The following is a 4,449-nucleotide window of genomic DNA, read 5'->3' as shown; positions in this document are numbered from 1 at the left end:
TGTGTTTTCTGCATCGCCAAGTGACTTAGTGAGGTCAGATTTAGATGTTGCAGTAATCACACCGTCAACGATTTGGATATCGAACTTAGCTGTCACATCTTCTCCTGTTACAGAGTCGTATGCTTTAATATCAGCAACGTTGATGTTCAAGTTTTCGCTGTCATATTTATCTGTAACACCTACAGATTGGATATTGTGAGCATCAGTGAAGTTAGTTGTGTCGAGCCATACTTGGTAGACAAACTTATCACCTTTCTTGAGTGTCTTAGTATTGATATTTTCAGCTTCGTTGTTAGCTGTGCTGTCAGCGTAAGGATCCTTGTTAGTATCGCCTACTTTATCTTTCAACTCAGCATCATCGTCAACAAGTTTCATACCAGTGATATCGAATTTCTCTTTAGAAACAACGTATTTCTCTGGTTGGAACTTAGGTTTTTCTGGTGGACGAACAGTGTTGTTAAATTCTTTGTCTGCTGGGTCGTTCACTTTAGTGATAAGAGCTTTCGCTTTACCATCATGTGATACTTCAACAGTAACAAGAGCTTTCATTGAATCGTAAGAAACAGTTCCGTCAGTACCCTTAACTTCTTCTACAGTGTAGTTGTGAGTACCTTCTTGGCCTTTCTTGAATTCAAGAGCAGCAAATTTAACGTTACCTGCAGCGTCGTTCTTAACTGTTTGAAGGATGTTTCCATCTTTATCTTTAAGAACGAAGCTGAATTCGTTGGCTTTAAGTTCACGTCCTTCAAGTTTCTTAGTGAAGTTAAATTCAACTTCAACTGGGATGTTAACAACACGTTTTTCTGTTGGTTTTTCAGGTTTCTTAACAGTCTTACTTTGTGGATCGTATTGGTGAACGATTTGTGAGGCTGTATTTTCGATGTCAACACCGCCCTTAGCAGATTGTTTAATTTCTGCTGGGATTTCAAACTTGTAGTAACGTCCGAAGGCGAACTTAGTTGTGTCGATAACTTGTGTATTTTCTGCATCGCCAAGTGACTTAGTAAGGTCAGCTTTAGATGTTGCAGTGATTACACCGTTAACGAGAGTGATATCGAACTTAGCTGTCACATCTTCTCCTGTTACAGAGTCGTATGCTTTAATATCAGCAACGTTGATGTTCAAGTTTTCGCTGTCATATTTATCTGTAACACCTACAGATTGGATATTGTGAGCTTCAGTGAATTTAGTTGTATCCAACCATACTTGGTAGTATACTTTATCACCTTTCTTGAGTGTCTTAGTATTGATATTTTGAGCTTCGTTGTTATCAGTCTTATCAGCGTAAGGATTTGCATTAGTGTCTGCAACCTTATCTTTCAATTCGCTATCGTCATCGAGAAGTTTAACTCCTGTAAGATCGAATTTAGATTCGTTAAGGATGTATTTCTCTGGGTTGAAGTCTGGAGTATCTGGAGGAGTTACTTTGTTGTTGAACTCTTTATCAGCTGCATCTGTCACATTAGTGATAAGTGCTTTAGCTGTTCCATCATGTTTAACTTCAACTGTAACAACAGCTTTCATACCGTCGTATTGAACTGTGCCATCAGTACCTTTAACTTCTTCTACTGTGTACTTGTAAGTACCTTCTTGGCCTTTCTTGTACTCAATAGCTTTGAACTTAACGTTACCTGAAGCATCGTTCTTAACAGTTTCGATGACATTTCCTGCTTCATCCTTCAATTGGAAGCTGAATTCGTTTGCTTTAAGCTCACGGCCTTCAAGTTTCTTAGTGAAGTTGAATTCAACTGAAATTGGAACGCTGTTTACACGTTTTTCAGTTGGTTTAGTAGGAATTTCTGTCTTCTTAGTTCGTGGGTTGTAGAAGTGAACTACTTGTCCAGCTGTATTTTCAATATCTACACCACCAGGAACAGAGTCTTTAACAGTGGTTGGGATATCGAATTTATAGTAACGGCCAAAGGCAAATTTAGTTGTGTCGATGATTTGAGTATTTGCATCGTCTCCAAGTGACTTAGTGAAGCCATCTTTAAGGTTAGCAGTAATCATACCATTTTCAACTTTGATGTCGAATTTAGCTGTTACATCTTCGCCTGTTACTGAATCGTAAGCTTTAATAGCTGAAGCATCAAGATCCAATTTAGTTTCATCGTAGTCATCAGAAATACCAACTGTTTGGATGTAATCCTTGTTGTTAGCATCGAATTGAGTTGTATCGAGCCATACTTGGTAAACAAGTTTATCACCACGTTTAACAGACTTAGTATTCATGTTTTCCAATTCATTGTTTGATGCATCATCAGCGTAAGGATTAGCATTTGTATCTGCAACCTTGTTAGCCAATTCTTTATCATCATCAACGAGCTTAGTACCTGTGATATCGAATTTTGCTTCAGAAACAACATATTTTTCTGGTTGGAACTTAGGTGTTTCTGGTGGGCGAACTTTGTTGTTGAACTCTTTATCGTTAGCGCTTGAAGCGAATCCGCCTGTTGAAGCGTGGTTAACGACAGTTGTGAGAACTTTGCCTTCCTTAGTAACTTCTACTGTTACAGTTGCTTTCATAGCATCATAAGTGATTGAAGTATCTTTACCAGCTACTTCTTCAACTGTGTAAGTGAATGTCTTACCAAGATCAGCTTTGTTGAACAAGAGTTTTTCAAACTTGATGTGACCATCTTTATCGTTGGTTACTGTTTGAAGAACCTTGTTGTCTTTGTCTTTCAATACGAAGCTGAACTCGCCTGCAGTCAACTCACGTCCTTCAAGTCGTTTAGTGTAGTTGAACTCGAGTGGAACTGGAACGTTGTTTTCACGTGTTTGAGTTGGTTTTTCAGGAGTTGTAACTTTCTTATTGAATGGGTTGTATTGGTGAATTGTTTGGTTGGCTGTATTTTCAATATCTACACCGTCGTTAGAATCAATATCTTTAACAACAGCTGGGATATCAAATTTATAGTAACGGCCAAACTCAAATTTAGTTGTATCGATGACTGGAGTAGCATCTGTTGCGCTAATAGCTTTAGTCAAGCTTGCTTTAGATGTACCGTAGAGAACACCGTTTTCAACCTTGATGTCGAACTTGTCAGTAACATCCTTACCAGTGATACCATCGTAAACCTTGATTTCAGAAGCGTCGATATCGAGCTTAGCTTCTTCGTAGTTATCTGTGATACCAACTGTTTGAAGATTGCTTTCTGCTGTGAAGTCACGAGTATCAAGCCATACTTGATAGTAGATCTTTTGACCACGTTTGAGGGTCTTACCATTCAAGTTTTGGATTTCAACTTTATCAGCTGAATCGTCGTCATCAGCAAGTTTGTTACCAATGATGTCGAAGCTTGGTTCTGAAACAACGTATTTCTCTGGTTTGAAGTTAGGAGTTACGTTGTTATCGAAGACACGATCGTCACCACCATAAGCATCTCCACCTACTGTAGCGTAAGAGATAACTGTTGACAATTGATCTCCTACTGAAGGTTGGATAACTTGAACAGTAACATTGACTTTCATGTTATCGTAAGTAACAGTTGTATCAGTTCCTTTAACTTCTTCTACCGTGTAGTTGAATGTCTTACCAAGATCTGCTTTACCGTAGTTGATAGTAGAGAATTTAACTTTACCTTCGGCATCATTCTTAACAGTTTCAAGAACATTACCTTTTTCATCTTTCAATTCAAAAGTAAATTCTTTGTCTTGCAACTTACGTCCGTTAAGTGTCTTACCAAAAATCAACTCGATAGCAGTTGGAACGTTGTTAACACGTTTTTCAGTTGGTTTGTTTGGTTTTTCAACAGTCTTAGTAGTTGGGTTGTAGTAGTTTACAACTTGAGCTGCTGTATTTTCAATTTCAGCACCATCGTAAGCACCGTCAGTAACCTTAGCTGGGATGACAAACTTGTAGTAACGTCCAAATTCGAACTTAGTAGTATCGATAATTTGAGTGTTTTCCGCATCGCCAAGTGACTTAGTGAAGCCAGCTTTAAGGTTAGCAGTAATCACGCCGTTAGCGATAGAGATGTCGAACTTGTCAGTAACATCAGCACCAGTCTTACCATCGTAAGCCTTAATGTCTGAGGCTTTAACTTCCAATTTAGCTTCATCATAATCATCAGTGATACCAACAGTTTGGATGTTATCCTTGTTGTTTGCATCAAATTGATTTGTATCAAGCCATACTTGGTAGTTGATAGTTTCGCCACGTTTAACAGCTTTAGTATTGATGTTTTCTGCTTCGTTTTTACCTACGATTTCACCATTTGAAAGTTTCTTACCATCTGAAGAATCCGCATATGGGTTGGCATTTGTGTCTGCGTACTTGTCAGCCAACTCTGCATCATCATCAAGAAGTTTAGTACCAGTAATATCGAACTTACCGTTACCATTGCTAAGAACGTATTTCTCTGGTTGGAACTTAGGTTCTTCTGGAGGAGTTACACGGTTGTTAAACTCTTTATCCGCAATGTCGCCTACAGTCGCGATAAGAAC

At 38.5% G+C, this 4,449-nt stretch carries 1 protein-coding gene; it reads right to left on the bottom strand.

All coding sequences use genetic code 11. The annotated features are described in order from the left end of the window. Nucleotides 1-4,449: SspB-related isopeptide-forming adhesin (locus tag HMPREF2979_RS07650; protein WP_315968256.1), on the bottom strand; the 4,449-nt coding region annotated here is incomplete at both ends.

The sequence above is a fragment of the Streptococcus sp. HMSC078H12 genome (genome assembly GCF_001814615.1).
In the GTDB taxonomy this organism is placed as follows: domain Bacteria; phylum Bacillota; class Bacilli; order Lactobacillales; family Streptococcaceae; genus Streptococcus; species Streptococcus salivarius_F.
Note: the sequence above shows the minus strand (reverse complement) of the source record. Positions and strands in the feature narration are given on the sequence as shown.